Here is a 26,115-nt window from a genome sequence, read left to right as displayed (position 1 = left end):
GCGAGCGGCGTGCGCGGAGCGCTGTGCCTTGTGCGGGGCGTGCGTGCGGCAGGTGTCAGCGCTGCTTCCGCGGTCCTTGGTGCTGCTCGCGGCTCGGTTCGGGGTCGGGCTGCTGCCCGCTCCTGGGGGCGGGCTGGGTGCCGAGGGATTGCTGGTGCAGGTCCGCGTGAGTGGGGTGGTCCTTGATCAGGTCGTCGCAGAACGCGGCGACGTCGGTGCCGGTGAGTTCCAGTACTCCCTTGCCCGCGGCGGCGCCCTGTTCGAAGAAGTCGACGATCCCGGGGAGCAGGGGCCCGTCGGGCAGGTCGATCGGTCCGACCTTGAACAGGTACCTTTCCATCTCCTTGTAGACGATCCGGTAGTCCGGCGGGAGTGCCTTGACTCGGGCCGTGTGTGCCCGCCACTGCTTCTTGCCCTCGATGATGTCGTGGATGCCCACGTCAGCCTCCCAGCCGGTTCAGTTTCCTCGCGACGTTCCTGTTCAACTGCTCGCGCCACCGGTCGCGGTAGGTCCGAGCCCCGTGTCCGCCGGCCAGTGCCGTGGCAAAGCCCCGGATGTCGTCTCCGAGCACCTCGTGGACGCTGTGCCCGTCGGCGGCTGCTTCTTCGAGCAGTGCCAGGGCGGCGTCGGCCATCGGTGTCAGGTTGCGGCCGGTGAAGTCCCCGTGGGGGAGGAGGTGGGTCTTGATCTGTTCCCACGCGGCCCGGTGGTCGTCCGGCAGGGCCTGGGCCCGGGCTTCGAACGCCTTCCACTGCCTGGTGAGATCGCTGCCTGTGACGGTCTGCCAGAAGTTCATCTCCCGCCTTCCTTGAGCTTGTCGATGCGTGAGGAGAGGTACTGCCATTTCGCCCAGAACCGTGCGAGCTCCTCGCGTCCGGCTTCGTTGAGCGCGTAGAACTTGCGCGGCGGGCCGACCTCGGATGGTCGTTTCGTCACTTGGACGAGACCGTTCCTCTCCAGCCGCAGCAGGATGGTGTACACCGTCCCCTCGATGACGTCGGTGAAGCCGAGGTCGTTCAGCCGGCGGGTGATGGCGTACCCGTAGGTCTCCTCGCTGCCGATGATTTCCAGCACGCACCCTTCGAGGGTGCCCTTCAGCATCTCCGTCAGGTCGTCCATCGCAATCCCTCCCCGGCGCTCGGTTCCGCTGGTACTTCGTGTCACCGAGTACCACTATACGGTAACACCGACTAGCGGGGATGGCGGCACCCCCGGAGGGCGCGGACCCGGAGGCGACCTGCGACGAACCAGGCCTCGCAGCCACGCCTGCCTCATCGGTCGGCTCATGAGGTCGCGGCTCGCCACCGCCGCAGTCCCCGGCGACCCGGGAGCGGGAGGGGCGCGCTAGCCTGTATACAGCAGGGTGTGCGGCTGGGCGGCGAGGAGTTCCATGGCTCGGGCAACCGGTAAGAGCGAGGCCGTGTACGAGCGGCTGAAGGGCGACATCGAGTCGCTGCGGCTGCGGCCGGGGGCCAGGCTGAGCGAGGTCCGGCTGGGGCAGGAACTGGGGGCCTCGCGGACGCCGGTGCGGGAGGCGATCCGACGGCTGGCCGCGGAGGGGCTGGTCGTCTTCGTGCCGGGGGAGGTGGCCCGCGTGGCGCCGATCTCGCTCGGTGGGGTGCGGGCCCTGTTCGACTTCCGGATGCTGCTGGAGCCGCCGGCGGCCGCGTCGGTCGCGACGGCGGGGGCGGTCGAGGAGCGCGTGCTGGTGCCGTTCCGCGGGCTGCTGGATCGGCTGGAGGAGTTCGACGAGTCGTTCCGTGGGCGGGACGCCGCCGCCCAGGCGCGGTCGTACCAGGAGTTCTACGAGGTCACCGAGGGTTTCGACCAAGCGGTCATCGCCGCGTGCCGCAACCCGTACCTCGCCCGCACGATCCGTGATCTGCGCAGCCAGACCGTGCGGCTGCGGCATCTGTCGCACAGCGGGCCGCGCCGCATGCTCACGTCGTTGGAGGAGCACCGCGCGATGCTGAAAGCGGTCCTCCAGGGGGAGGCCCAAGCGGCGGAGGCGGCCTGCCGGCACCATCTGGCGCAGACGCTTCAGGCGCTCATCGACAGCCTGACCGGCCAGGACTCCACGCGGGGCGCGGACGTCCATCTGGACGCGGCCCGCTGAGCCGCCCCCTCGACCGTACCCCCGAACAGTACCCCCCCCAAGTGCGGCCGTGTGGCCTCCGTGCGCCCCGGTGCTGTATACAGGGAGAAGCTGTATACAGCGATGAATACAACACGCAGCTCGATGCGAGGGCCGTTCTGTGCCGTACACCGTCGGCGCCGCCAACCTGCTGAGGTTCGCCGCCGCCACCGCCGAAGCCCACGGCGTTCCGGCCGCGGACGCCCGTCTGCTCGCGGACACCCTGGTGACCGCGGAACTGTGGGGGCATCCGTCCCACGGGATGCTGCGTCTGCCGTGGTACCTGGCCCGGATCGAGAACGGGGCGACAGCCGCCGTCGCCGCCCCGCGGGTCGTCGGCGACAACGGCGCCGTCTTGGTGGTGGACGGCCGCGACGGTCTCGGCCAGGTACTCGCCGACCGTGCGGTGGGATGGGGTGTGGAGCGCGCCGGACGGCATGGGATCAGCGCGGTCGCGGTGCGCAACTCCGGTCACTTCGGGACTGCCGCGTACTTCACCCGCAGGGCCGCCGAACAGGGCTGTGTGGCGCTGCTGGCCACGAACGCCAGCCCGGCGATGGCCCCCTGGGGCGGCAGGGAGAAGCGGATCGGCACCAATCCGTGGTCGATGGCCGCGCCGGGCGGCCGGTACGGCACGGTCGTGCTGGACATCGCCAACACCGCCGTGGCGCGCGGCAAGATCTACCACGCCAAGGAGCGCGGCGAACCGATCCCCGACGGCTGGGCGACCGACACGGACGGCGTGCCGACCACCGATCCGCAACGCGCCCTCGAAGGCCTGATCCTGCCCATGGCCGGCCACAAGGGCTACGCCATCGCCTTCATGTTCGACGTCCTGGCGGGCGTGCTCACCGGCAGCGCCTTCGGCTCGGCGGTCGTCGGCCCCTACCGCCCCACCGGCCGAAGCGGCGTCGGACATCTGCTGATCTGCATCGACATCCGGTCGATGACCGACCCGGCCCAGTTCACGCAACGGATGGAGGCCCTGATCGAGGAGACCAAGTCCACCCCCGCCGCTCCCGGCACCGCCGAGATCCTCCTCCCCGGCGAGCCCGAGCTCCGCACCGCCCAGCGCCTGCGCACCGAGGGCGTCACGGTCGCCGACGACACCTGGGCCGCCCTCGCCCGCGTCGCCGACACCACCGCCGTACCCCTGCCCGCCCCCATCCCCCAGGAGCCGACCACGTGATCGCGCTGACCGTGTCCCTCCAGGTCGTCCCAGGCTGCCGGGACGCCTTCCTCGCCGCCATCGAGCGGAACGCCGAGCGCTCCTTCACCGACGAGCCCGGCTGCCGCTCCTTCGACGTCATGTGCGACCTGGCCGACGACCACCACTTCGTCCTCCACGAGATCTACGACGACGAAGCCGCCGTCGCGGCCCACCGCTCAGCGCCCCACTTCAAGGCCTGGCGCGAGGCGGCGGCGAAGTACGTCGTTCCGGGCAGCCAGGTCAACACGCTCTCCCGCCGCCTGTTCCACCACCCCTGAAGGAGCCCTGGCCATGCGCCCCGAGCCCGTGGAACCGAACCTGCTCATCCGCCCCGGCCAGGTCGAACGCTTCGATCGCGGCGGCGGTGTGGCCACCATCCCCTACGTCGGCAAGTGGAACTCCGAGCAGGCCGTCATCACCACCGGTCAGACCATCTTCCAGCCCGGCACCGGCCTCCCCCTGCACAGCCACAACGTCGAGGAGTCGGTCCTGATCCTCGAGGGCCGGGCGACCGCGGAGATCGACGGCGAGCTGTTCGATCTGAAGCCCGGCGAGGCGACCTGGGTGCCGGCAGGCGTCCCGCACCGGTTCCTCAACCGCGGCGAGGGCGTCATGCGGATCTACTGGGTCTACGGTGGCCGGCACGTCACCCGCACCCTCACCGCCACCGGCGAGACCTTCGAGCACCTGTCCGCACACGACAGGGGAGGATCACCGGTCTCGTGAGCACGGGACAAGCGTCGCAGCGCCCCGGTGCAACACGACGCTCCCGACATCGACATCGAGGGCGAGCTCGCCCAACTCGGCCCCACCGCCCACGGCGGCTGCGGGTCCGAGACGCTCTCTTCTGACACGCCGGCCGGCAAACAGGCACGTCCGACAGCCGATGGTTCTATCGTCCCAAGGCCGCGATCCGTGCTGCCGACTATGGTCGGCGCCCCAGGTAGGCGGCCAGCCGGGTGTAGACGTCGGCGTCGTCGGGCACCGGTACGACCGGGCTGAACGGACCCTGCTCGCTGCGGGCCTCCGGCGGCGCGAACTTCGAGAATGCCTCGAGTGCCTGCGCGGCAAGGTCCGGGTCGAGTTCGGCGAGCCGCCCGGTGGCATGTGCGAGGTCCCAGGAATGGACGGTGAACTCGTGGGTGTAGGCATCGAGGGCAGTCCGGCCGGGCAGCGTGGCCCACGGTAGCTCGACCATTCGGTCGAGCTTCTCGTCATCGGCCCACACCCGCTCGACCTCGCTGCGGGCCTGGGCGAATGCGCTCGCCCAGCCGTCGTCGGCCATGCCCTCGATGACATCGGGGACGTCGCGCGCATCGCGTCCGATGCCGACACGGGCGAGCTTGTGCAGCACGGAGACCACATGCCCGAGCAGCGCGCGAACGTCGTAATCGGCGCAGGGAGTGGGGCCACTGAGCTCATCGGGACTTACCGCCGCGACCTGCTTCTCGGCTTGATCGAGTGCCCTGGCGAAGAGCGCACGCGGGTCATGGGCCGGTTCAGTTGTCATGGTTGGGAGGCTACAAGGACACACTGACAGGCCGGACAACGGTAGTGAGTGATCACTACCGGTGGTCCGTATGCGCGCCGCCCCGCCCCACCGCTGACCACCCCAGAGGCAACCGCCGGCACGACCGCCGCCGAAGGCCCGGCGTCCTCCACGCGAAGGCACCGGTTGGCCGTCTTCGACCTCCTCGAGCGCCAGGGCGCCGTGCTGATGGGGCGCGGGCACGCGGCCGCCGCCTGGCCCGCCCGGCCCGGTGCGCAGGGCGGTGCCCGGCGGGGGCCGGCCCCGTGGTCACTCCGGGGGCGCGACGAGCACGTCCACGCCCTTGGCCTGCAACGCCTCCAGGTCCGGCGCGGGAATGCCGGCGTCCACGACGAGGAGGTCGAACGCGGTGACCGGGGCGAGCTGGTACAGGCCGCGTCGCTGGAACTTGGTGTGGTCGACGAGCAGGATCTTGCGTTCGCAGGCCTCCATCAGGGCCCGTTTCACCGCCACGGTCTCCTGGGACTGGTGGTAGCAGTGCCCTCGGGTGATGGCGGTGGTCGAGGCGAACAGCGTGTCGGCGCGCAGGGTGTTGACGGCGTCGACGGTCCGGATGCCGAGGAAGGCGTCGTAGGCCGGGTAGTACGCGCCGCCCAGCGAGATGAGCTCGATGCCCGCGCTGCCGGCGAGCACCTGGATCACCGGCACGAAGTTGGTGATGACAGTCAGCGGCGCACGCTGGGCGAGCAGCCCGGCGAGCGCGAGGGCGGTGGTGCTGTCGTCGATGATCAGCGACTGCCCGGGCTTGATCAGGGGCAGCGCGGCCCGGGCGAGCGCGCTCTTCTCCGCCGCCATGGTCCGGGTGCGGTGCCGGACGTCACCGTGGAACGCCGTCGACGGCTGCGCGGTCGCACCGCCGCGGACCTTGCGCAGCCATCCTCTGGCCTGGAGGTGGTCGAGGTCCCGGCGGATGGTCATGGGTGTCACGCCCATCTCGTCGGCGAGTTGCTCGATCCGGACGAACCCCTCGTCGACGACCCGGCTCTTGATCAGCTCCCGCCGCTCACGCGGCCCCCGTCCGCCCTCGCCGGTATCCGGACCTCTGCCCAGCTCCACTGGAATCCCCTGTTCGTTTCGTGTGAACAGAACACCTTCGAGCGTTCCGGTCCGCGCCCTGCCCCCGGAGGACCCCGGGTGCTTGGCGCGCATGTCGCGGCCGGACTTGTGGCGCGCTCCCGCGCAGAGCATGACACGCAGATGTTGGTCGATACCAGGTGACCGAACAACGAGGGTGAGCGAACGCGCAGCTTTTGCTGTTCACTTCTCGGGATCCGTTGACATACGCGCGGCCCGCCGCGTTTCTTGTGCGTTACGTCACAGCGTGCCGGCCGCCAACGGCACGGTCCCGGATCAAGGGGTGGAACATGAGAAACCTGGCCAGCGGTGCTCTCGCCGGCATCCTCGCCCTGGGTGCCCTCGCCGGATGCGCCGAAGAACCGAGCGCCGGGGGCTCCGACGCCAAGGGCGGGCAGGGCAAGGTCGCCTTCCTGATGCCGGACCTCGCCTCGACCCGCTACGAGCAGTACGACGCGCCGCTGTTCAAGAAGCGCATGGCCGAGCTGTGCCCGGAGTGCAAGGTGCTCTACCAGAACGCCGACAGCGACGCCTCCAAGCAGCAGCAGCAGGCGAACTCCGCGATGGCCCAGGGCGCCAAGGTCATCGTGCTCGACCCGGTGGACTCCGCCGCGGCGGCCACGATCGTCCAGACGGCGCAGTCCCAGGGCGTCAAGGTGATCGCCTATGACCGACCGATCCCGGCCAAGCCGGCGGACTTCTACGTGTCGTTCGACAACGAGGCGATCGGCGAGGCCATCGGCCGGTCGCTGACCGACCACCTGAAGCAGACCGGCGCGAAGGGCGGCGTGCTCCAGGTCAACGGGTCGCCGACCGACGCCGCCGCCGGGCTGATCAAGAAGGGCATCCACAAGGCCGTCGACGACAGCGGGTTCAAGCTGCTCGCCGAGTACGACACGCCGGACTGGTCGCCCGAGAAGGCCCAGCAGTGGGTGAGCGGGCAGATCGCCCAGTACCGCGGCCGGATCGCCGGCGTGGTGGCGGCGAACGACGGAACCGGCGGCGGGGCGATCGCGGCGTTCAAGGCCGCCGACGTGAAGGTCCCCCCGATCACCGGCAACGACGCCGAGCTGGCGGCGGTGCAGCGGATCATCGCCGGAGACCAGTACAACACCATCTCCAAGCCCATCAAGATCGTCGCCGAGGCGTCCGCCGAGGTCGCCCACGAGCTGATGCAGGGCAAGGAACCCAAGGCCGAGACCACGCTGTTCGACACGCCCTCGCGGCTGTTCCAGCCGACCGTCGTCACCCGGGAGAACCTCAAGGAGGTCGTCTTCGGACCCGACGGGGTGCTCAAGGCCAAGGACGTGTGCACCCGGCAGTACGCCGGCGACTGCCGCGAGCTGGGAATCGGCTAGCGGTCCGGAGTCTCGGAGGAAGGCAGTCATGACAACACCCGCCGCGGTCCCCGGCGCCGGCACGGACACCGTGCTGTCGCTGCGGGGGATCTGCAAGCACTTCGGCGCCGTCGCCGCGCTCACCGACATCGACCTCGACGTCGCGGCCGGTGAGGTGGTGGCCATCGTCGGCGACAACGGCGCCGGCAAGTCCACGCTGGTGAAGATCCTGTCCGGGGTGTACACGCCGGACGCGGGACAGGTCTTCTTCAACGGCGAGGAGGTCTCCCTCGGCTCACCGGCCGCGGCCCGGGCGCTGGGCATCGCCACGGTCTTCCAGGACCTGGCGCTGTGCGAGAACCTCGACGTCAAGGCGAATCTCTTCCTGGGCCAGGAGCTGCGGCCCTGGATGCTGGACGACGTCGCGATGGAGAAGCGCTCCTGGCATCTGCTGCGGGAGCTGTCCGCCAGGATCCCCACCCTGAACGTCCCGGTGGCCGCCCTCTCCGGCGGCCAGCGGCAGACGGTCGCGATCGCCCGGTCCCTGCTGAGCGACCCGAAGGTCATCCTGCTCGACGAGCCGACCGCCGCCCTGGGCGTCGCGCAGACCGCCGAGGTCCTCAACCTCGTCGAGCGGCTCAGGCACAAAGGGCTCGGCGTGGTCATGATCAGCCACAACATGGAGGACGTCCGGGCGGTGGCCGACCGCGTCGCGGTGCTGCGGCTGGGCCGCAACAACGGCGTGTTCGACGCCGGGGACGTCTCCTCGGAAGAGATCGTCGCCGCGATCACCGGCGCGGACGACAACGCGGTGTCGCGGCGCGCCGCCCGCCGCGCGACCGCCCCGCGGGAAGAGAAGGAAGTGCTGTGACATCCGTGGAAACTCCGCCGGCGACGGCCGCCGACCGGCAGGACGAGCGCCTGAGGGCCCCGCAGGGCATCAACGACGGCATCCGGGACGCGGTCCGCCGCGTCCGGGACGGAGACCTGGGCATGCTGCCCGTCGTCGGCGGCATCGTGGTGATCTGGACGGTCTTCCAGCTCCTCAACCCGACGTTCCTGTCCAGCACCAACCTGGTGAACCTGTCGTTCGACATGGTCCCGATCGGCGTCATCGCGCTGGGCATCGTGTGCGTGCTGCTGACCGGCCAGATCGATCTCTCCGTGGGATCGGTCAGCGGCGTGTCGGCCGCCGTCACCGCCGTGGTCATGGTCCGCCACGAGCAGCCGATGTGGCTGGCGGTCCTCGCGGCCGTGGCCTCCGGCTGCCTGATCGGGTGGCTCTACGGGCAGGTGTTCAACCGCCTCGGCATCCCCAGTTTCGTGGTGACCCTCGGCGGGCTGCTGGCGTTCCTCGGCGTGCAGTTGTGGCTGCTGAGAGGGCAGAACGCCATCAACCTGCCGTACGACTCCACCCTGGTGAAGTTCGCGCAGTTGTGGTTCGTCCCCGAGTGGCTGGCGTATGTGCTGGCGGTGGCCGCCGCGGGCGGGTTCATGGCGACCGGGTGGGTACGGGTCCGGAACCGCCGCCGCGCCGGGCTGTCGTCCTCCTCGCTCCAGTGGCTGGTCACGCGGTCGCTCCTGCTGCTGGCCGGGCTGCTGCTCGTGGTCCACTACCTCAACCGCACCCGCGGCGTCGCCTGGATGTTCGTGCTCTTCGTCGCGCTGGTGCTGGTGATGCACTACGTGCTCACCCGCACCGCGTTCGGGCGGTCGATCTACGCGGTCGGCGGCAACGCCGAGGCCGCCCGCAGGGCCGGGATCAACGTGCGGGGCGTGTACACCTCGGTGTTCGTGATCTGCTCCGGCCTGGCCGCGATCGGCGGCGTCCTGGCCGCGTCGAGGCTGGCCGCGGCCAACCAGAGCACGGGGACGGGCGACGTCAACCTCAACGCCATCGCCGCCGCGGTGATCGGCGGGACCAGCCTCTTCGGCGGTCGCGGGTCGGCCTTCGCCGCCCTGCTCGGCATCCTGGTCATCCAGTCGATCTCCAGCGGGCTCACCCTGCTCAACCTGGACTCCTCCTACCGCTTCATGATCACCGGCGCGGTGCTGCTCATCGCCGTCGCCCTGGACTCGGTCGCCCGCCGCACGCAGCGGGCCCACGGACGGGGATGAGTCGCATGACCGCGATCGCCATCGACGCGGGCACCACCACCATCGAGGCGGGCGGCTACGGCGACGACGGAACCGAACCGGCGGTGAGCCGCCGCCCGACCCGGGTGGCGCGTCCCCGCCCCCGGTGGTCGGAACAGGACATGTCCGAGGTGTGGGCCGCGGTCGCCGCCACCCCCCGGGAGGTGGTCGCCGCCCTTCCCGAGGCCCTCGGCATGGTGGCCGTCACCGCGCAGGGCGACGGCGCTCGGCTGGTGGACGACCGGGGGCGGCCCACCGGGCCCGCCGTGCTGTGGAACGAGGTCGGTGCCCGCGGCGCCTGGCTGACCGGGCTGGTCGCCACCGGTCGCGAGCCCGGCTTCGCGACCGCGGCGGCCCGACACGTCCGCGCAGCCGCCGCCTTCGACCCCGACCCGGGGCGGGCCGCCGCCTTCGGCGGCCGGTACGCCGACTTCCCGCGCGTCGGGGAGCCGCACCGGCCGATCTGGACGTCCGGCCGTGGACGGACGCGTCCGGACGGCGGAGGCGGCGCATGACGCCCTCCGCCAGGGACGCCTGGCTGGGAGTCGACCTCGGGACGCAGGGCGTGCGCGTCGTCGTCGCCACCACCGACGGCCGGCTGCTGGGCACGGGGTCGTGCCCGCTGACCAGCCACCGGGACGGCGACCGCCACGAGCAGGACCCCGAGCAGTGGTGGCCCGCGGTGTGCACCGCGATCGGGCGGGCCCGCGCCGCGGGCGCCGACCTGCGCCGGGTCCGGGGCGTGGCCGTCGACGCCACCTCCGGCACCATCACCCTGCTCGACCGGCAGGGCCGCAGCACGACCCCGGCGCTGATGTACGACGACGCCCGCGCCGCCGCGGAGGCGGAGCAGGTCAACGCCGCGGGGGAGCGGCAGTGGGAGAAGGCCGGCTACCGGCGGATGCAGCGCTCCTGGGGACTGCCCAAGCTGCGGTGGCTGCTCGACCGGTTCCCCCGCGCCGGCGAGCTGGGCTGGCGGCTGGCCCACCAGAACGACGTCGTCAACACCCGCCTGGTCGGGCACCGGGTCCCCACCGACACCAGCAACGCGCTCAAGACCGGCGCCGACGCCACCGAGGTGGCCTGGCCCGAGCAGGTCCTCGCCGCGCTGGACATCCCCCGCGCGTTGCTGCCCGACCTGGTGCCGCCCGGCGCGTTCATCGGCGAGGTGTGCGCGGCCGCCGCCGCCGAGACCGGGCTCACCGAGGGCACCGCCGTGGTCGCGGGCATGACCGACGGCTGCGCGGCGCAACTCGGCTCCGGCGCCACCGCCGTGGGGAGCTGGAACTCCGTCCTCGGCACCACCCTGGTGCTCAAGGGCGTGACCAGGGACCTCCTCCACGACCCGCACGGAGTCGTCTACTCCCACCGGTCGCCGACCGGCCACTGGCTGCCCGGCGGAGCCTCCAGCGTGGGAGCCGGCCTGGTCGCCCGCGAGTTCGCCGACGCCGACCTGGACCGGCTCACCCGCGAGGCCGCGGCGCTGCTGCCCACCGACCTGCTGCGTTACCCGCTGGTCTCCCCGGGCGAGCGGTTCCCCTTCGCCGCTCCGCGGGCCCGCGCGTTCGGCAGCCGCGAACCGCACAGCCCGGCCGAGTCCTTCGCCGCGCTGCTCCAGGGCGTCGCCTACGTCGAGCGGCTCTGCTTCGACTACGTGGACCACCTCGGCGCGCCGACCGACGGGCCGATCGTCATCACCGGCGGGGCGACCCGCAACCACCTGTGGAACCAACTGCGCGCCGACGTGCTGCGGCGCCCGGTGACCCTGCCGCGCGACGCGCAACCCGCGCTCGGCATGGCGGTGCTGGCCGCGTCCACCCAGCACCCCCTCGACGGCGTCGCCGCCGCGATGGTGCGCCCGGAGCGGACCGTGGAACCGCGCGACTTCGTGCAAGCCCCCCTCCAGGAGGGCTACCTCCGGCTGCTCGACCTGCTTGTCCAACGCGGCTGGCTCCCCGGCGTCGTCGCGGCCCACGCGCGAGAAAGGACGGCGCAATGAGCCTCAACGTCATCTTCGCCCGGCACGGGGAAACCGTGTGGCACGCCGGCAACCGGTACGCCGGCGGCAGCGACATCCCGCTCACCGAACGCGGCCACGCACAGGCCCGCGCCCTCGCGGACTGGGCGGAACAGGCGGACCTGACCGCCATCTGGGCCTCCCCGCTGACCCGTTCCAAGGAGACCGCGCGGCACAGCGCGGCGCGCACCGGGCTCCCGCTCGGCGTCGACCCGCGCCTGCGCGAACTCGACTTCGGCGTCGCCGAGGGCCTCACCCGGGCCGAGATGCGGCAGCGCTTCCCCGCCGACCTCGCGGCCTTCCAGGACGACCCGGTGGCGAACCACTTCCCCGAGGGGGAGGACCCCCTCGAGGCGGGCGAGCGCTACCTGGCGTTCCTCGCGGACCTCAAGGCCGGCCACCCCGAGGGCCGCGTCCTCGTCGTCGGCCACTCCACGGCGATCCGGCTCACCCTGTGCCGCGTGTTCGACCTCCCGGCGCGCGACTACCGCCGGATCTTCCCGTTCCTGGCCAACTGCGCCCTGAACGAGATCGTCCTCCGCGACGGAGTGCCCTCGCTGCTGACCCTGAACCGTCCCGTGACCTCTGGAGCACTCACGTGACCACCATCCTCACCGCCGGTGACCACTTCGTCCGGAACTCCCTGCTCACCGACACCCTCCGGCCGGTGGCACCCACCGCGAAGTTCCGCGAGCTGACCCTGCCCTGGCCCGTCGAGCCCTTCGGCGAGGTGGCCGAGGTCCACGAGGCGTCCGGCACCGAGGAGCAGCTCATCGAGGCACTCGACGGTGTGGACATCTGCGTCACCCAGATGGCCCCGCTCACCGAACGGATCCTGCGCGCCTGCCCCGACCTGCGCCTGTTCTGCGTCAGCCGCGGCGGCCCCGTCAACGCCAACCTGGCCGCGGCCACGAAGCACGGCGTGGCCGTCACGTTCGCCCCCGGGCGCAACGCGACGGCCACGGCCGAGCACACCGTCGCGCTCATGCTCGCCGCGGCCCGGCGCGTCCCCGCCACCCACGCCGACCTCACCGCCGGGACCTGGCGGGGCGACTACTACATGTTCGACAGGGTCGGGCCGGAGCTCGCGGACAGCACGGTGGGCATCGTGGGATACGGCGCCATCGGGTCCCGGGTGGCCCGCATCGTCCGCGGCTTCGGGGCGCGCGTGCTCGTCGCCGACCCCTTCGTCCACCCGGACGACGTGTCACCGGCCGAGGTCACCGACCTGGCGGAGCTGATGCGGCGCTCCACGTTCGTCACCGTGCACGCCCGCGCCACCCCGCAGACCGAGGGCCTGATCTCCCGCCGCATGATCGAACTGATGCCCCCCGGCGGCGTGCTGGTCAACTGCGCCCGCGGGAGCCTGGTCGACTACGACGCCGTGTGCGACGCCCTGGACCGCGGCCGGCTCTTCGGCGCCGCCTTCGACGTCTTCCCCCGGGAGCCGGTCCCCGCGGGCTCACGCCTGCTGACGACCCCCAACGTCGTCATGACGCCGCACCTGGCCGGCGCCAGCAGGCAGACCGCCCTGAACGCCGCCTCCCTGGTGGCCGCGGAGGTCGCCCGGTACCTGTCCGGCCGTCCCCTCGAGCACTGCGCGAACCCCGAGGTCCTGACCTGACACCCCGGGAACGACCGCGGCGTCCGCCGCCCGCAGAGCGGCGCGCCCGCTCCGGGACCTCCCCCGGACGCCCGCTCGGTGGCCGGCCCGCGCCGCCCTGCCACCGACCGCCCCCGCATCGGGACGGGGCGCGGCGGCGACCAGGACGGCCTTGACCGCGAAACCCCACCGCTACGACGCCTACCGCACCGCGCCTCAGGCTGTCCCGTTCCGCGGGCTGCCTGTCTGTCGGGAACCGGCTCAGACGGCCGCCGACTGACGCTGGTGCGGCATGTTCCAGCCTTCGGCGAGTCTCGACGGGTGGATGTTCCGCCCACCGCCGAAGAACTCACAGAACTTCATGATCAACGGGTCCCAGCCGTGCGGGTCCACATGGTGCGTCCCCGGGATGACCAGTTCCTCCTCGACATGGGCGCGAAGCACCTCGACCTGGAAGGCGGTGACATCCAAAGCGGAGTCGCCGAAGGGGTGGTCCGAGACCAGCCGGCACTCCATCTGGATCGGGCATTCCGCGATCCGGGGGGCGCGGACCAGCTCCGACGCCTGCGCGGTCAGCCGCGCGGCCGAGAACTTGTCCGGCTCGTACCGGTACCCCTGCTTCGCCTTGTAGTCCGGCACGTCCTGCCTCCCCGTGGTGAGTGCGATCCGGTCAACCACATCCACCATCGCCGACGAGGGCAGATTGAGCACGCATTCGCCCTCCCGCAGCAGATTCGCTGCGGTCTGAGAGTCGTTGCCCAGACCCAGCATGCAGAACCGACCCACCCACCACGCCGAGGACATCGGCGCGATGTTCGCCGTGCCGTCATCATTGAGCGAGCTGATCAGCACCACCGGAGTGCCGAAGTACAAGACCTTGAGCCCGGGGACGACGTGCATGTGCCGCGCCTTTCACAAAGTGCCGACTGGGGCCCGCGACGAAGGAGCACACGAGCCACCGCCGACTCTCCCCCGGGCGAGGGCACCGACGCTGGCGGGAATACGACATCGCGTTCCGGGCCGAGCCGAACGACTGCCGGCGGCACCGCTCAGAGCTCGTCCTTCCACCGGTGCTCCGGGGTTTGCTCCCACGGGACCGACCGCCTCACCAGCGGGCCCGCACCTACGCGTCCACGATCGCCGGCACCTGGTTGAGCCGGCCGGGCCCCGGCTGCTCGTCAGCGGCCTCCGGTGCGGTGCGTCGGACGCGGAAGCGGATGAGGAGTGCGGCGATCAGCCTCGCGGTGATCACCGTTGCGGAGGCCAGGGCGGTCGCTCCGCACAGGATGACGAGGGCGGGCCATATGTAGAGGAGCTGGGCCAGTGTGCCCTGCCGGTTCACGAGCAGGCCGACGAGGTCGGCCAGCGCGATGAAGAGGGCGACAAGGGCGGCGTGCGGCACCAGGCGCAGGACTGTTCGCCACAGTCGGCGGGTGCTGGCGAGGCGGGCCCAGCGGCCGGCCCGGACGACACCGAGCGTGCCGAGGCCGAGCGCCAGCACGGTGAGTGCCGCGAGGACGTAGTCGGCCTTCATGGTGAACGGGGTCTCCATGGAGGGGGACCTGCCTTCGGCCAGGTCGATCAGGCCGTGGAGCATGGCGGCGGCGTCGTCGCCGGAGACCATGCCGGTGTTGGTGACGATCGCGATACCGACGCCGCTGTCGGGCAGCAGGGTCTGGATGGCGTTGTGGGTCAGCAGGTCACCGGTGTGCCGGATCTGGCGGGGCTCGTCCCCGGGCGGGCTCAGGGACCAGCCCATCGCGTACTCGCGGCCCTCGGGCGGGGTGTGCATGACGTCGATGCTCCGCGCGGACACCACGCGGCGGCCGGCCGCGGACACGCCCTGGTTGTTCTGCGCGATCAGCCACTGGGCGAGGTCGTCGCCGGTGGTGACCACGCCGTGGCCGCCGGCGGCGAACCAGCGGGGATGGGAGCGCTCGAACAGCATCCCGTAGGCGCGCACGTACCCCCGCGCGTGGTCGGGCATGTCGTCGGTGCCGGCGGCCGAGGTGGTGCGGGCCATGCCCAGGGGCCGGAAGACCTCGGCGGTCATGTAGTCGGCGAAGGGCCGTCCGCTGACGACCTCGACCAGCCGCGCGGCGACGAAGTAGTTGGGGTTGTGGTAGTTCCACTCGGCTCCCGGCTCCGCGACGAGCCCGGCGCCGCGCATGTCCGCGACCGCTTCGGCGAGCGTGTGCGCCTGGGCGCGGGTCAGGTCGGGGTGGGCCGAGTCGGCCATGCCGGAGGTCTGGTTCAGCAGATGCCGGACGGTGATCCGCTCCGCGCGCCGGTCGGCCATGGTGAACTCGGGCAAATAGCGGTGTGCGGGCTGGTCCAAGTCGACCTTGCCCTCCTCGACCAGCCGCATCACGGCCATGGCGGTCATGGACTTGGACAGGGAGGCCACGGGCACCGGCGTGTGCCCGGTCATGGCGTCGCCCGAAGCAGTGTGCCCGTATCCGGCGGCGCGGACGACCTTCTCGCCCTCGGTGACGGCCACCACGGCGCCGGGCAGGTCGGTCTTTCCCATGTAGGCGTGCACGTAGCGGTCGATCGATGCGGCGTCCAGCGCGGGAGCGGAGGGAGCCGCCGCCGCCGACGGGCACCACAAGATCGTCGAGGCCACCGCGAGAGCTGCCGCCACCAGCCGGCCCGCGCGCCGGACCCCGCCGCTCCGCCCACCCGCCGGAGCCTCGCTGCGCCTGTTCCCGTCACGCGGGGGGAACTCGCGTCGGACCGGCCCCCGGGCCACTGGCTCGCCGGGGGTCTCGCTGTACGTCGTACTGATCTGCATGTCCGCCATCCCACCGGGACCCGGCCGGGCGGGGCATTGGCGTGGATGCGAGACCAGAGGTAGTGCGCGCACTACCGTGCGCGGAGCCGCCGGTCGGGTAGCTTCTGCGCGTGCGTTCCCGGACGGCCTGGCAGGCCCTTGCGCAGCATCCGCTGAGGTTCCTGGCTTCGGCCTGGCCATGGCGGGCACTGGCCTACCTGCTGTCGGGGGTGCTCTTCGGCGCGGTCGCGATGGTCGTGGTGCTGACCCTGGCCGTGGCCGGGCTGGTGTCCCTGGTGGTGGCCGTGGGAGCGGTGCTGCTTCTCGCCGTGGCACTGTCCGGCATCGTCGTCGCCCGGGTCGAACGCCGTCGGCTGCGGCTGGTGGATCTGGATCCGGCCCCGGACCCCCATGGTCCTGCCGAGCGTCCCGGGCTGCGGGGATGGCTGGAGACCCGGCTGCGGGAGGCCGCGACCTGGCGGGAGCTGGGCTTCACCGCCGTGTCGGTGACCGCCCTGTGGTGGATGGACCTGCTCGTCCTCGGCTTCGCCCTGGCGCTGCCGGTGCTGCTCATGACCTCCCCGGTGGACGACCCGGGCGCCTGGCCGTGGCTGATCGTCGGCCTGTGCCTGCTGCCGGCCGCGCCGTACACCGTCACCGCCTGGGCCGGGGCCCGAGCCGCGCTCACCCGCATGCTCCTCGCGCCGCGCGACGGTGAACTGGGCGGGGAGCTGACCGAGGTCAGGGCCTCCCGGGCGCGCCTGGTGGACGGCTTCGACGCGGAACGGCGCCGGATCGAGCGGGATCTGCACGACGGTGCCCAGCAGCGGCTGGTCTCCGTCAACGTCATGCTCGGCATGGCCCTGCTGGACGCCGAGCCCGCCTCGCCGGTCGCCCGGCAACTCGCCGCGGCCCAGAGCGAGATCACCCTCGCGGTCGACGAACTGCGCGAACTCAGCCGGGGTGTCCACCCCAGGGCCCTCACCGACCACGGACTCGCCGCGGCGGTGGACAACCTCACCGCCCGCTCCCCGCTGCCGGTCACCGCCGACGTCCGGCTGCCGTACCGTCTGCCCGCGTCCGTGGAGAGCACGGCGTACTTCATCGTCGCCGAGGCCCTGGCCAACGCCACCAAGCACAGCCAGGCCACCCGGGTGGAGGTCCACGCGCGGCTGCAGGAGGACGTCCTGACCCTGGCGATCCGCGACAACGGCGTCGGCGGGGCGGATCCGACCACAGGCACCGGCCTGGTCGGCCTGGCCGACCGCGTCGCCGCGGCCGACGGCAGGCTGCGCATATCCAGCCCCGAAGGAGGTCCTACACTGCTGCACGTGGAGCTGCCGTGCCGCTGACCGTCGTGCTCGCCGAGGACTCGCCGCTGCTGCGGGACGGCCTGGTCGGGGTGCTGACCCGCTTCGGCCACCAGGTGGCGGCGGCCGTCGGCGACGCCGACGCGCTGGCCGCCGCCGTCCGGGAGCACACCCCTGACCTCGTCATCACCGACGTGCGCATGCCACCGGACAACGCCGACGACGGCCTGCGCGCCGCGGTCGCGCTGCGCCGGCAGCACGCCGGGCTGCCCGTCCTGGTGCTCAGCCAGTACATCGAGCCGTCCTACACCGCGCACGTGCTCGACCTGGGCGGCGACGGCGGCGTCGGCTACCTGCTCAAGGACCGCGTGGGCGCCGTCACGCAGTTCGTGGAGGCGGTCGAACAGGTGGCCGCCGGCGGAACGGTCATGGATCCCGAGGTGGTACGCCAGCTCCTGCACCGGCGGCAGGACCCGTTGCAGCGGCTCACCCCCCGGGAGCGCGAAGTCCTCTCCCTCATGGCCGAAGGACGCTCCAACACCGAGATCGCCCGCGACCTGTACGTCACCGAGGCCGCGGTCAACAAGCACGTCAGCAGCATCCTGCAAAAACTCGAGCTCCACGTCGACGGCCACGGACACCGCCGCGTCCTCGCCGTCCTCGCCTACCTGCGCGCCTGAGGGGAATCCCAAGCCAGGGACGGCTGGGGCACGTCTGCCTCCCGTGCCGCGGTGAGCGGCGGACGACTTCGAGTCCTCCTCGACAACATCCCCGCACGGCGCCGGCCCGGGCGAGGTCCCGTCGCCCGGGCCGGTTGGGCTCCGTCATGGTCAGCCGCGCGGATGCAGGTATGCCGCGCCGATCCGCCCGCCTCGTGCTGGCGCCGGTATCTCCCGTCTCATCCGTCGGCGTGCGCGGGGACGCCTGTGGGGCCGTAGCGCCCGTGTGGTCTGCCGGGCCGGGCCCGCAGCCTCTCCGGCCGGGGGCGGGTCGGTGCCCGCCGATGCGGACGGCTCCTGCGCGGCGATCCCCTGTCCGCCACCGCCGCGCGGCGTCGGCGCGGCACAGCGGCGGCGGGCTCGTGCTCGGGCGTCCGCACGCCCGCGGGCAAGCAGCCGCGTCCACAGCCGATCGATCTCGGCCAAGACCCGGCCCCGCTGCTCGATTCGGCCGCGAGCGGCGCCCGGCACCTCGTCCATGCCCCCACCCGGCACAACGCCCCGGGCCGCGCGCCGGACACGGCCCCTCACCGCCGGCCACCTGGCCTCGTGCAACGCGCAGCAACCGGGACCCGACGAAGTGACCCGACGAAGGGCACAGCCGCCCCAGCCACCGTGGCGGCAAGCCCTCTTCCTGGGGAAGAGGGATGCCCCCCCGCGGCTGGCCCCGGCCCGGCCGCCCGCACGCTCGCCCGGGTCGGTCGAAGAGTCCGAGTCGGTCCAGGAGGCGGAGCTGCCGGGGGTGAGGTGTTCGCGTCGGGTGCGCACGTCGCTGCCACAGACCCCGAGCCGCCCCCGGACCTTCTGCCCGTCACCGTCCCCGTCGGCTGTCCAGGCCTCTACATGCCCGCGCGGGACGCGTACGTGCCCGTCCCGGTCTTCGCCACCGCAGCGCCTCCATGCCCTGCCGCATGGCGTCGGTACCGCCCGCACGGCCCCATCCCGCGGACCCGAGCGTTGATACGCAGGACAGCGGTGCGCACTTCCTCCAGGTAGGATACGGGTACGTACACGTACCCGCGCGATGGGAGTCGCCGATGCCGGATGCCAATATCCGCATCCCCGAGGAGGCCAAGGACCGCCTTGCCGCGATCGCGGCCGCTGAAGGGCTGTCGCTGCGCGCCTACCTGGCACGTCTGGCCGAGACGCTCCTGACGCCGGCCGAGCGCGCCGAGCGCGCCGAGAAAGCCAAAGCTGCCTTGAGGGAGTGGACCGGCTACGCGCCGACCGCCGCGGCGGAGCAGAACCTCGACAGGGAGCTGGACCGGCGCCTGGCCCGGGCGACGGCCCGGTGAGCGACGCTGTGCACATCGTCCTGGATGACACCGCGATGGCCGCGGTCGGCCGGGGCAACATCCTCGCCTCGCGCTTGGTCCACCGCGCCCACGCCGAGGCGGGCTGGTTCCTGTACGCCCCGGCGTGCGCGCTGGTGGAAGCCGATCGGGCTCGGCCCGGCACGGCCGAACACCTCGCCGCGCTGCCCGGCATCACCGTCTTGGACCTGGACCTTGCTGCCGCCCTGGCCGTTGCGCGGTACCGGACCTGGGCAGCGGCGCACAGCCAGTACGCGGCGCAACCGACCGCCGACCGCCCGGACGGAGCGATCATCGCCACCACGGCACCGGACCGCTGGGCAGGAGAACCGGTCCGCGTACTGGACCTCACCCCCTGACAGCAGAGAACGAGGTGCAGACCGCCGGACCCGGCACGGAGAGCCACTGACCGCCGCGCGTAACGCGACGCCGAGCACCCGCCCCCGTCAAGGCCACCCCGAGCCGCTGCACGAGCTGCGCGCCCTGCTGGCGGCCGCCGTGCTGAAGGGCGGCCACCGGACCGCGCGGGCGAAGCGCGAGTGGGGTGACCGGAGAGCCCCTGTGCCTGATGATCAGCGGATGCGTCCTCTGAAGCACGGCTACACCAACCGCACCGTCGGCGATGGCACTGTCGTGGAGAAAACCTATGAGGGCCCCGAAGCCGAACTCAGGCTCCGCCGTGAGCACGCACTGCTGACCCGACTACGGGGCCGACTGCCCGTGCCCCCGGTGCAGGCTACGACGGCGGCCACGCTCACCCTTGGCTTCGTGGCCGGTGCCCCCGGCCAGGAACTGCTGGCCGCCGGTCAACCAGAAGCTGTCCTGGCGAGCTGCGGTGAGGTGCTGCGCCGCATCCACGAAATCACGCCGAGCGTGCTGCCGGGAGAGACGCTCAGCGCGGAGAAGGTGCTTGTGCACGGTGACTTCGGGCCCAACAACGTGCTGCTCGATCCCGACACCTTCGAGGTCACCGCAGTGGTCGACTGGGAGTTCGCCCACCTCGGGGACCCGGTCGCGGATCTGGCCTGGTGCGAGTGGATCGTGCGCACGCACCACCCCGAGCACCGCATCGCACTCAGCCACTTCTTCCGGGCCTACGGCGGGAAAGCGCCACCCTGGCCCGTCCGCAGGGCGGCCATGCTGACCCGGTGCGAGGAGCTGCGACAGTTCTGCGACCGGTGGGAGCCGAACGGTCCGGGCGTGAGGTTGTGGCAGGCGCGCGCCGCAGCCACAGCCGACTGGCAGGAGTAGCCCGGTATCCGACGGAGCCGAAGCGCTGCCAGTCCTCATGAACATCGAACACCGTGCTTTGAGCGCCTCCCGAAGTCATGAACGTCTGCTGTCGGAACACGCGAGCAAAGCCACCCACCTTCCCGGCAACCGCCTGCACCGCACTCGGTGCGGGCGGCGCACCGCCGCGCGGGCGCGGGGCGCGGCCACACAGTCTCCTCCAGCAGCGCGGCGGCGTCACGGCGCAGCGCTCGGGCGTAGACGGTGCAGCGGGTCACATCGTGCCCAACGACCCGCCCCGGCCCCGGGGCACGCCCGGCGCGGCGCGTGCCCCGGGGCCGGGAGGGGCGTCTACCCTGGTGGTCTCCGGGTGGCTGGGTCACGGACGGTGACGGCAGCTCCCGGCCTGGCCGCGGCTCCGTGGCACCATCGCTTGCATCATTACTTGCGGCACTCAGCGTGACGGTCGTCGTTGTTGCTGGTCAGGCCCTGTGGTGAGCGCCCCCGGGGCGCTGACATCCGCTGTACGCCTCTCGCTGCCCCTGGAAGGGTGGTGGAGTAGAGGCCGGGTGCGGCATGTGGGGGCACGAAGACGCGCGGCGGGCGGTGGTGTTCACCTCTGGTGGGCGAGAACGGCGCCGGCAAGAGCACCCTCGCCAGGGTCCTCACCGGCCTGTTCCTGCCGACCGCGGGCTCGGTGCGCTGGGACGGCGTGAACCTTCCGGACGTCGACCCGGCCGGGGTGCTGTCGAAGGTGGCGCTCGTACCGCAGGACTACACCCGCTGACCGCTGGCCGCCCGGGAGAACATCACCCTCGGCCAATCCCGCCCCGACGGCGACACCGCCGTATACGCCGCCGCCCAAGCGGCCGGCGCCGACGTGCGTACCGCGCCAGCCGCTCCCGCACCGCGGGCCTGGGGCGGTCGGCTGGAGTCGGCCCGGCTCGCCCCAGAGGCCCGGCCCACCTGCGTTGCGCAGCCGTCCCGACACCCTCGGCGGTCTGTGCGGCCCTCCGGCTGCGACCGGCACGTGTTCTCCCGCCGAGCGGCTGCGCGAGAGGGCTCGCGTCGTCGGGTCAACCTGCCAGGCTGTAGAAGTGGATCGGCGAGTTCGGCTTGAAGCCGATGCGCGGGTACACGGGCGCTCCGGCGACCGTCGCGTGCAGTGTGGCGCGGGTCAGCCCGGTGGCGCGGGCGCCCTCGTGCAGCGCCTTGCGGGTGACCGCCTCGCCGTAGCCCCTGCGTTGCCATTCGGGGTCCGTGGCGACGAGCACGACGAACAGGCGGCCCTCCGCGGCGACCGTGCCGGCGCACGCCACGGGGAGGTCGCCTCGCATGGCCAGGTAGGCGTGCACCTTGCTTTTCCAGAGCGCGGAGCCGGCGAGGCCGTCGCGCCCGTCCTCCAAGGGGAAGCCGTAGGCCCGTGAGTTGATGTCGGCGTAGGCCCGGAGCTGCTCGTTGGTGGTCACGCGTACGAACGTCAGGTCCGGGTGGACGGGGTCGGGCACGGGAAGCAGGTCGCCGGCCATGCCGGTGCCGGGGAAGGCGTGCCGCAGGCCGGCCCGCTCGACCGCCGTCTCCAGCGTGGAGCGCGCCTCGTCGTCGAGGAGGTCCTCGAAGAGCCACAGGAAGCCCGGCTGCTTCTTCGCGCGCATGATGTCCGCCGCCTCGACCAGACGCCGCCGCAGGAGTCCGGCGTCCGCGCCCACGTCGGTCAGGGTGAGGGCGTTCCAGAAGGGGAACCGGCAGTCGGCCCACCGAACGGCGATGCCGGGGAGGTCGCGGACGTCCGCCGCCGGGTCGCGGTCGAGCACCATGGCACGCCACACCGAGGCGAGCTGTTCCATCGACTCGACCGAGTCCGCGAGATCCTTCATGTCGTCTCCGTGAATCACCGGGGGATGATCAGGGTTCTGGCGACGGCGTCGGACGGCTGCCGCAGCCGCCCGGACGGGGGCCGGGTGGCTCCGTGCACAGCTTCCTCGGCGCGCGCACCCCATCCTCGCAGGCGACGCACCACGCGCCACAGTGCGATGTAAGCCCGGACGACATGCACGACGTGGTTCTCCCAGTCGCTCGGCGCGTGGTCCTCGCCCGTGGGGCTCCCGGCTCTTCAGGAGCGCTCCTCAGGCGCCGGTGGGACTGCCTGCCCACACTGTGGGGGTTCGGCCCGACCAGGGGCTTGCCTGTTCGAGTTGTCCGGCGAGGCGGAAGAGGCGGCCTTCGAGTCCGTACCCGGCGGCGAACTGCATACCGATGGGGAGCCCCGTCTCGGGGTCGGCCGTCACGGGTACGGACATGGCGGGCGTGCCCGCCACGTTGAATGCCATGGTGAACGGTGAGTGGTCGTTGAGGCGGTCGATCCAGCCGAGGCCGTCCAGCGCCTCCGCGCCCTCGGCAAAGGTGCCCAGGGGGACGGGCAGTTCCGGCAGGGTCGGGGTGAGCAGCACGTCGTGGGCGTCGAAGTACCGTGCCAGGCTTCGAGCGACCCGGTTCCGGACCGTGAGAGCGGTGACGAGCTGGGCGCCGCTGACGCGCTGTCCGTAGTGGTAGCCGGCGAGGGTGGGCGGCTCGAGGGTCGAGAAGTCGACGGGCCGGTCGAAGGCCGCAGCCAGTTCGTCGATCTGGGCCGCCAGATTCGCCGTCATCAGGCGGGCGTTGGCCAGGATGAACTCCTCCCAGTCGGCCCCGAGGCCGACCTTGGCCTCCTCCACCTGGTGGCCGAGGGATTCGAGCAGCCGCACGGTACGAGACAGAGCGTCGGCCACGGGTGGGGTGGTGCGGCGTCCGCCCCACGCCCGGGTGAGGACACCGATCCGCAGCGGGCCCGGGGGGCGGGTCACTTCCTGCGCGTACGGCCGGGACGGCTGCTGGGCGAAGTAGGGGTCGCCCGGTTCCGGGCCGCGGATCTGGTCGAGCAGTGCCGCACTGTCGCGTACCGTGCGGCTGACGCTGCCGTGCACGGCCAAGCCGTTGAAGACCTCGTCGACCCCGGGGCCCATGGAGACCCGGCCACGGGTGGGCTTCAGCCCGAAGAGGCCGTTGGCGGCGGCGGGGATGCGCAGCGAGCCGGCGGCGTCGGTGGCGTGTGCGATCGGGACCACCCCGGCGGCGACAGCCGCGCCCGCGCCCCCGCTGGATCCGCCCGCGCTCCGCTTCAGGTCCCACGGGTTGCGGGTCGCGCCGTACAGCAGCGGTTCCGTCGTGATGCTGTAGGCCATCTCCGGTGTCGTGGTCCGCCCGAACGTCACCAGACCGGCGCGGCGGAAGCGCAGCATCAGGGAGGAGTCGGCGCCGGCGACGTTGCCGAGGGCGAGACGGCTGCCCAGCTCCATTCGCCTCCCGGCCATGGAGACTGCGATGTCCTTGATCAGGAAAGGGACCCCGGCCAGCGGTGTGCTGCCGGAGGTCGGCGCGTCGTCGGCCGGCCAGGTCTCCACGATCGCGTTGATCTGCGGATTGACCGCCTGCGCGGCCTCGCGTGCGGCTGCTTCCACTTCGGCGGGGGTCACCTCGCCTTTGGCCATCAGCTCCGCGAGCCCGACCGCGTCGAAGCTCACGTACTCGGAAACCCTCACAGTCACTCCCAGCAGACAAAATGATACCGACGGGTCTCTAATGAGACCACACGGTATCGTATGGAACGGGCTGGTACCGTGGCGCTGGGTGGAGGCCCGCACTGGACCGGACGTCACGGAGAACTCATGGCATCGATCGCCAGAAGACCGAGCAGGGTGGCGAAACTGCCGCCCCGTGAGCGCATCCTCGACGCAGCGGAAGAGCTCTTCCAGAGCGAGGGGATCCGGCGGGTCAGCGTCCAGGCGATCGCCGAGAGGGCCGAGACCACGAAAATGGCGATCTACCGGCACTTCGAATCCAAGGAGGCGCTGGTCGCGGAGTGGCTGCGGATCGTCGCCGCCGACTACCAGGCGGCCTTCGACCGGGCCGAGGCCGAACACCCCGGCCGGCCCAGGGAGCAGATCCTTGGCCTGGCCCGCTTCATCGCCGAGGGATTGCCGGCGATCTCACACCGGGGCTGCCCGTTCATCAACTCCATCGCCGAGCTGCCCGACCGCGCCCATCCCGCACGGCAAGTGATCGAGAAGCACAAGGCCCACCAGACCCGCAGACTGGTCGGCATGTGCGCCGAGGCGGGCCTGTCCGATCCCGAGCAGGCCGCGGCCGAGATCACCTTCGTACTCGAAGGCGCGCAGGTCAGCACGCAGAACGGAAGCATTGAACAGGCGGAGAAACGGCTGATGAGGACCGTCGAGGGGATCCTGGATCGGCACCGCTCCTCCCTCGGCGCATCCCGCACGACCACCGGCTGACCGCCCGCACCCGCGTCCCCACCACCGGAACGCCTGTCCGCAAGCGCCGCAAGCCCGACCCCCCGCTCGCTCAAGAACACGCCTCTCAGACCGAAGCCCTACAGAGGCGCGTCAGTAGCGGATTCGGCGCAGGCAGCCACCAGGTCGACAGAGAGGTGAAGAGGCGAGTTGGAGGGCGGCGGCCCGCACGCCGCCACTCCACCTGCGGTAGCCCTGACTGGCTACCGCAGCGGTCTGCGCGCTGAGCGCGGCAGCCATCACACTGCCTCGGAGATCCCACCTTGCGGATAATCGACGTGCAGGCCGCAGAAATCCGTCCGGCCCTCCTCCGGCCCCGCAGTCGCCGCCGGCCCGGCGGCCGTGCCGCTGGCCGGGCCGGCTACACCCCGCCACCGGATGACCGGCCGCCCCCGCAGCCCCGGGGGTATGCCGGAGGTCAGGTGTCGGCGGTCGTCGTGTCGGTGGCGTGCTTCAGGGCGCTGCGGGCCTCGACCCGACCCGACCCGGGCCGGAACGGGTCAGGAGCCAGTACGAGCGGGTAGCGACAATCAGCGCGACCCCGTGGACGGCGAACGCGGCCATGCCGATCCAGCCGACCAGCAGCGCATCGCTCGGGGAGTGGAAGTCGCCGCGCCGCATCGTGACCACGTCGGCCGTGGCCAGAGCTGCGTGGCCGACCCCGAAGACCCCGTACGGAGCCAGGGTGGCGGCGCCGATCAAGGCCGGGGCCAGGAGGAGCCAGCGAGGGACGCGCCGACCGCGCAGCTACAGCGTCCAGCGCGGGAAGGTCTGGCCCCACGGGCGGACCAGGCCCCACAGCAGGAAGACGCCGAGCGCGGCCAGCAGCACGGTGGCGTCCAGGCCCCAGGACTCAGGGGTGAGCCAGATTTCCGACGCACCGTTGCGCTTGGAGATCGCGAGCATCTCCTCGCCGGTGACACCCCCTGACCGAATACCAGCGTGACGATGTCCATCAGCAGGCCGAACGCGGCGATCCCGGCCAGCACGCAGGCCACCCACAGCAGCCCCCGCGGAGTCGGCCGCAGCCCCAACCGCGCCACCGCACCACATGCCACCGCCGCGAGCGACCCCACCACCACGACCCCTCAGCCCAGCGCCGAGGGCCCCGGGTGGTCGCCGCCCAGGTGGAACAGCGGCGTCCCACTGAGTGCTCATGCCAGGCCGAAGCCGGCGTACACCACCGCCCACGACCAGCGTGGCCCGGCCCACCCAGGATGACCACCCGACCCGGTCGATGCGCAGCAGGGTCCTGTCGAGGATCACGAACGCCTTGCGGCGAGCGACCTCGATCGCCTGTTCAGGGTGGGCGCCTTCGCCGCGAGCAGGTCCCATTCGAGGGCACGACACGCCGCACGGT

At 72.0% G+C, this 26,115-nt stretch carries 29 protein-coding genes; 18 read left to right on the top strand and 11 right to left on the bottom strand.

The features are described 5' to 3' along the window. Window positions 1-55: 55 nt before the first annotated feature. Genes ACYVO2_RS20970 through ACYVO2_RS20960 form a run of 3 tightly spaced genes read right to left on the bottom strand, consistent with a single transcriptional unit; the run spans window position 56 to window position 1,120 of the window. Window positions 56-439 carry a DUF1048 domain-containing protein gene (locus ACYVO2_RS20970; protein ID WP_461009446.1) on the bottom strand — a complete coding sequence of 128 codons (384 nt, stop codon included), beginning with the start codon at window positions 437-439 and terminating at the stop codon, window positions 56-58. Between the two features lies 1 nt (window position 440). Beyond that, the gene (locus tag ACYVO2_RS20965; protein ID WP_461009445.1) at window positions 441-797 is read right to left on the bottom strand and encodes a DUF1048 domain-containing protein; all 357 of its coding nucleotides are present in this window, start codon (window positions 795-797) and stop codon (window positions 441-443) included. Beyond that, the gene (locus ACYVO2_RS20960; protein WP_461009444.1) at window positions 794-1,120 is read right to left on the bottom strand and encodes a PadR family transcriptional regulator; all 327 of its coding nucleotides are present in this window, start codon (window positions 1,118-1,120) and stop codon (window positions 794-796) included. The genes ACYVO2_RS20965 and ACYVO2_RS20960 overlap by 4 nt, the downstream gene beginning before the upstream one ends. Before the next feature lie 271 nt (window positions 1,121-1,391). Between ACYVO2_RS20960 and ACYVO2_RS20955 the strand changes: the two genes are divergently transcribed. From ACYVO2_RS20955 to ACYVO2_RS20940, 4 genes are all read left to right on the top strand, one after another. After that, window positions 1,392-2,117, top strand: coding sequence for a GntR family transcriptional regulator (locus tag ACYVO2_RS20955; RefSeq protein ID WP_461009443.1), 726 nt, complete (start codon window positions 1,392-1,394; stop codon window positions 2,115-2,117). 139 nt (window positions 2,118-2,256) lie between these two features. After that, complete coding sequence (locus ACYVO2_RS20950) at window positions 2,257-3,324, top strand: Ldh family oxidoreductase (RefSeq protein WP_461009442.1); 1,068 nt, start codon at window positions 2,257-2,259, stop codon at window positions 3,322-3,324. Further along, window positions 3,321-3,623: a putative quinol monooxygenase gene (locus ACYVO2_RS20945; RefSeq protein WP_461009441.1), complete on the top strand. Its 303-nt coding sequence runs from the start codon at window positions 3,321-3,323 to the stop codon at window positions 3,621-3,623. Before ACYVO2_RS20950 ends, ACYVO2_RS20945 begins: the two co-directional genes overlap by 4 nt. 13 nt (window positions 3,624-3,636) lie before the next feature. Then, complete coding sequence (locus tag ACYVO2_RS20940; RefSeq protein WP_461009440.1) at window positions 3,637-4,071, top strand: cupin domain-containing protein; 435 nt, start codon at window positions 3,637-3,639, stop codon at window positions 4,069-4,071. 199 nt (window positions 4,072-4,270) lie between these two features. Here the strand turns inward: ACYVO2_RS20940 and ACYVO2_RS20935 are convergent, their stop codons facing one another. Both ACYVO2_RS20935 and ACYVO2_RS20930 read right to left on the bottom strand, forming a co-directional pair. Next, window positions 4,271-4,855, bottom strand: a complete 585-nt coding sequence (locus tag ACYVO2_RS20935) for a TIGR03086 family metal-binding protein (RefSeq protein WP_461009439.1) — start codon at window positions 4,853-4,855, stop codon at window positions 4,271-4,273. Between the two features lie 288 nt (window positions 4,856-5,143). Then, entirely contained in the window at window positions 5,144-5,884 is a 741-nt protein-coding gene (locus tag ACYVO2_RS20930) for a DeoR/GlpR family DNA-binding transcription regulator (RefSeq protein WP_461009464.1), read from the bottom strand. 374 nt (window positions 5,885-6,258) lie between these two features. On the opposite strand from ACYVO2_RS20930, the gene ACYVO2_RS20925 reads away from it, so the two are divergent. Genes ACYVO2_RS20925 through ACYVO2_RS20895 form a run of 7 tightly spaced genes read left to right on the top strand, consistent with a single transcriptional unit; the run spans window position 6,259 to window position 13,082 of the window. Further along, window positions 6,259-7,326: an ABC transporter substrate-binding protein gene (locus tag ACYVO2_RS20925; protein WP_461009438.1), complete on the top strand. Its 1,068-nt coding sequence runs from the start codon at window positions 6,259-6,261 to the stop codon at window positions 7,324-7,326. A 28-nt stretch (window positions 7,327-7,354) separates the two neighbouring features. Then, entirely contained in the window at window positions 7,355-8,176 is an 822-nt protein-coding gene (locus tag ACYVO2_RS20920) for an ATP-binding cassette domain-containing protein (protein ID WP_461009437.1), read from the top strand. Then, a complete protein-coding gene (locus tag ACYVO2_RS20915; protein ID WP_461009436.1) occupies window positions 8,173-9,423 on the top strand; it encodes a sugar ABC transporter permease in 1,251 nt (416 codons plus the stop codon). Before ACYVO2_RS20920 ends, ACYVO2_RS20915 begins: the two co-directional genes overlap by 4 nt. A gap of 5 nt (window positions 9,424-9,428) precedes the next feature. Then, a complete protein-coding gene (locus tag ACYVO2_RS20910; protein ID WP_461009435.1) occupies window positions 9,429-9,956 on the top strand; it encodes an FGGY family carbohydrate kinase in 528 nt (175 codons plus the stop codon). Further along, a complete protein-coding gene (locus ACYVO2_RS20905) occupies window positions 9,953-11,440 on the top strand; it encodes an FGGY-family carbohydrate kinase (RefSeq protein ID WP_461009434.1) in 1,488 nt (495 codons plus the stop codon). Before ACYVO2_RS20910 ends, ACYVO2_RS20905 begins: the two co-directional genes overlap by 4 nt. Continuing rightward, window positions 11,437-12,060: a histidine phosphatase family protein gene (locus ACYVO2_RS20900; RefSeq protein WP_461009433.1), complete on the top strand. Its 624-nt coding sequence runs from the start codon at window positions 11,437-11,439 to the stop codon at window positions 12,058-12,060. Before ACYVO2_RS20905 ends, ACYVO2_RS20900 begins: the two co-directional genes overlap by 4 nt. Further along, window positions 12,057-13,082 (top strand): 2-hydroxyacid dehydrogenase, encoded by a 1,026-nt coding sequence (locus ACYVO2_RS20895; protein WP_461009432.1) that lies wholly within the window; start codon window positions 12,057-12,059, stop codon window positions 13,080-13,082. Before ACYVO2_RS20900 ends, ACYVO2_RS20895 begins: the two co-directional genes overlap by 4 nt. 240 nt (window positions 13,083-13,322) lie before the next feature. Here the strand turns inward: ACYVO2_RS20895 and ACYVO2_RS20890 are convergent, their stop codons facing one another. Beyond that, window positions 13,323-13,961 carry a flavin reductase family protein gene (locus ACYVO2_RS20890; RefSeq protein ID WP_461009431.1) on the bottom strand — a complete coding sequence of 213 codons (639 nt, stop codon included), beginning with the start codon at window positions 13,959-13,961 and terminating at the stop codon, window positions 13,323-13,325. A gap of 223 nt (window positions 13,962-14,184) precedes the next feature. Next, window positions 14,185-15,687 (bottom strand): serine hydrolase domain-containing protein, encoded by a 1,503-nt coding sequence (locus tag ACYVO2_RS20885; RefSeq protein WP_461009430.1) that lies wholly within the window; start codon window positions 15,685-15,687, stop codon window positions 14,185-14,187. Between the two features lie 278 nt (window positions 15,688-15,965). On the opposite strand from ACYVO2_RS20885, the gene ACYVO2_RS20880 reads away from it, so the two are divergent. From ACYVO2_RS20880 to ACYVO2_RS20855, 6 genes are all read left to right on the top strand, one after another. Next, window positions 15,966-17,186 (top strand): sensor histidine kinase, encoded by a 1,221-nt coding sequence (locus ACYVO2_RS20880; RefSeq protein WP_461009429.1) that lies wholly within the window; start codon window positions 15,966-15,968, stop codon window positions 17,184-17,186. After that, window positions 17,177-17,824: a response regulator gene (locus ACYVO2_RS20875; RefSeq protein ID WP_461009428.1), complete on the top strand. Its 648-nt coding sequence runs from the start codon at window positions 17,177-17,179 to the stop codon at window positions 17,822-17,824. Before ACYVO2_RS20880 ends, ACYVO2_RS20875 begins: the two co-directional genes overlap by 10 nt. A 1,076-nt stretch (window positions 17,825-18,900) precedes the next feature. Then, complete coding sequence (locus ACYVO2_RS20870; RefSeq protein WP_461009427.1) at window positions 18,901-19,158, top strand: hypothetical protein; 258 nt, start codon at window positions 18,901-18,903, stop codon at window positions 19,156-19,158. After that, window positions 19,155-19,535: a PIN domain-containing protein gene (locus ACYVO2_RS20865; protein ID WP_461009426.1), complete on the top strand. Its 381-nt coding sequence runs from the start codon at window positions 19,155-19,157 to the stop codon at window positions 19,533-19,535. The genes ACYVO2_RS20870 and ACYVO2_RS20865 overlap by 4 nt, the downstream gene beginning before the upstream one ends. A gap of 220 nt (window positions 19,536-19,755) precedes the next feature. Continuing rightward, the gene (locus ACYVO2_RS20860) at window positions 19,756-20,427 is read left to right on the top strand and encodes a phosphotransferase family protein (protein WP_461009425.1); all 672 of its coding nucleotides are present in this window, start codon (window positions 19,756-19,758) and stop codon (window positions 20,425-20,427) included. A 601-nt stretch (window positions 20,428-21,028) separates the two neighbouring features. Then, entirely contained in the window at window positions 21,029-21,193 is a 165-nt protein-coding gene (locus ACYVO2_RS20855) for an ATP-binding cassette domain-containing protein (protein WP_461009424.1), read from the top strand. A 289-nt stretch (window positions 21,194-21,482) separates the two neighbouring features. Here the strand turns inward: ACYVO2_RS20855 and ACYVO2_RS20850 are convergent, their stop codons facing one another. Both ACYVO2_RS20850 and ACYVO2_RS20845 read right to left on the bottom strand, forming a co-directional pair. Then, window positions 21,483-22,283 (bottom strand): GNAT family N-acetyltransferase, encoded by an 801-nt coding sequence (locus tag ACYVO2_RS20850; RefSeq protein ID WP_461009423.1) that lies wholly within the window; start codon window positions 22,281-22,283, stop codon window positions 21,483-21,485. Between the two features lie 249 nt (window positions 22,284-22,532). Then, entirely contained in the window at window positions 22,533-23,984 is a 1,452-nt protein-coding gene (locus ACYVO2_RS20845) for an amidase (RefSeq protein WP_461009422.1), read from the bottom strand. 126 nt (window positions 23,985-24,110) lie between these two features. Between ACYVO2_RS20845 and ACYVO2_RS20840 the strand changes: the two genes are divergently transcribed. Continuing rightward, window positions 24,111-24,737, top strand: a complete 627-nt coding sequence (locus ACYVO2_RS20840; protein ID WP_461009421.1) for a TetR/AcrR family transcriptional regulator — start codon at window positions 24,111-24,113, stop codon at window positions 24,735-24,737. Between the two features lie 471 nt (window positions 24,738-25,208). Here ACYVO2_RS20840 and ACYVO2_RS20835 read toward each other — a convergent pair whose 3' ends face one another. Both ACYVO2_RS20835 and ACYVO2_RS20830 read right to left on the bottom strand, forming a co-directional pair. Continuing rightward, window positions 25,209-25,457 carry a hypothetical protein gene (locus tag ACYVO2_RS20835; RefSeq protein ID WP_461009420.1) on the bottom strand — a complete coding sequence of 83 codons (249 nt, stop codon included), beginning with the start codon at window positions 25,455-25,457 and terminating at the stop codon, window positions 25,209-25,211. Window positions 25,458-25,502: 45 nt separating this feature from the next. Further along, window positions 25,503-25,661, bottom strand: coding sequence for a hypothetical protein (locus ACYVO2_RS20830; protein WP_461009419.1), 159 nt, complete (start codon window positions 25,659-25,661; stop codon window positions 25,503-25,505). Between the last annotated feature and the right edge of the window lie 454 nt (window positions 25,662-26,115).

It is taken from the genome of Streptomyces capparidis, assembly GCF_054782095.1.
Note: the sequence above shows the minus strand (reverse complement) of the source record. Positions and strands in the feature narration are given on the sequence as shown.